Below are 1,168 nucleotides of genomic sequence, written 5' to 3'. Positions count from 1 at the left end.
CCCCGCACCCGCGGGGCGGGCCCCGGCCACCAACAGGAGCAGCAGCGATGAACGAGCAGCCCAACAGCGACGAGCCGAACGTCGCCGAGCACCAGGACGCCGAGGGCAAGTTGTCTTCTGTGGAGATCAGCCGCCGCGCACGGCGCAACCGGGTGCAGGTCGATCGGCCGGCCGCCGAGAAGCTGCGCGACGAAATGCTCGCTTTGATCACGGAGCACGAGCGCAAGACCGTCGCCGAGCGGGCCCTCGCGGGCGACCCCAACCCCACCGACGCCGACCCGCTCGAATACGCGCAGGAAATCGCCGAGCACTACGCCCAAGTCGACCAGCGCCCCGACTACCTCGACCGCCTCGCCGACGAACTAACCCTCGACGACGTGCGCACGCTCCGCCTCGCTGGAGAAGCCGCGCAGGCCGTCACCCCCCGCGTAATCCTGGCCGAGGCCGCCCGCGGCAAGCAGCCCCCACAGATCGCGCAGGAAATCGGTCTGACGCCCTCACGCGTTTACGGCATCCTCCGCGAACAGCGCGGCTCTGCCGCAGCCGACTAGCCCGCCAACAACGCGGGCCCGCATCGGCGACCTCACCGCCGTACGGGCCCTGACCACGAACGGGAGCAAACCCCGCCCATGGCTACGCCCAACCCTACCGACCGCCCCACCCGTCCGACGCCGCCGGCACCCGGCAACCGTACGAGCGTCCGCGTCGACGCCGCCCTGTCCGACGATCTCGCCGTCGTCATGAGCGCCGGCGGCAACGCGTCCGACGCCATCCGTACTGCCGTCGCCATGTGGGCCGACATGCACCGCACCGCGTGGGCGCACGGCGTGTGCCCGGACGGCACCCGGCCGCGACTGCTGGCCTACCAACTGGAGCAGCAGCAGACACCCACCCCCGGGCTGAACAGCCGGTATGACGCCGCGTCCGACGCGCCGTCGCGGGTACGCCGCGTCTCGCCGCGCCTGCCCGAGCCGCCGCCAGGCCGTCACCTGCCCGCGTAGCACCACCCGTCCGCGTGATCCCCCGCCGTCCGACGAACCATGGCGGCGCCTCAACCGTGTCCGACACCATGACTCACACCCCTACAGGATACTCCCCCCAGCACCAACCCCAGGACGTCACCGCGACCTAAGCCACCGCCCCAGCATCACACCCACGGATCGCATCC

2 protein-coding genes are annotated in these 1,168 nt (G+C 71.6%); both read left to right on the top strand.

What is annotated here, in order from left to right:
- Positions 1-47: 47 nt before the first annotated feature.
- A complete protein-coding gene (locus ACFU99_RS44285) occupies positions 48-551 on the top strand; it encodes a hypothetical protein (protein ID WP_384404541.1) in 504 nt (167 codons plus the stop codon).
- A gap of 78 nt (positions 552-629) precedes the next feature.
- On the top strand, positions 630-1,001 hold the full coding sequence (locus ACFU99_RS44280) for a hypothetical protein (protein ID WP_384404539.1): 372 nt from the start codon (positions 630-632) through the stop codon (positions 999-1,001).
- Positions 1,002-1,168 lie beyond the last annotated feature (167 nt).

This window comes from Streptomyces sp. NPDC057654 (assembly GCF_042800135.1).
Lineage (GTDB): Bacteria > Actinomycetota > Actinomycetes > Streptomycetales > Streptomycetaceae > Streptomyces.
This window is presented reverse-complemented; position numbering and strand designations above follow the sequence as displayed.

Bases quoted from the DNA above. Each gene is read 5' to 3' on its own strand.
- ACFU99_RS44285 (WP_384404541.1), top strand. From the start codon at position 48: ATGAACGAGCAGCCCAACAGCGACGAGCCGAACGTCGCCGAGCACCAG.
- ACFU99_RS44280 (WP_384404539.1), top strand. From the start codon at position 630: ATGGCTACGCCCAACCCTACCGACCGCCCCACCCGTCCGACGCCGCCG.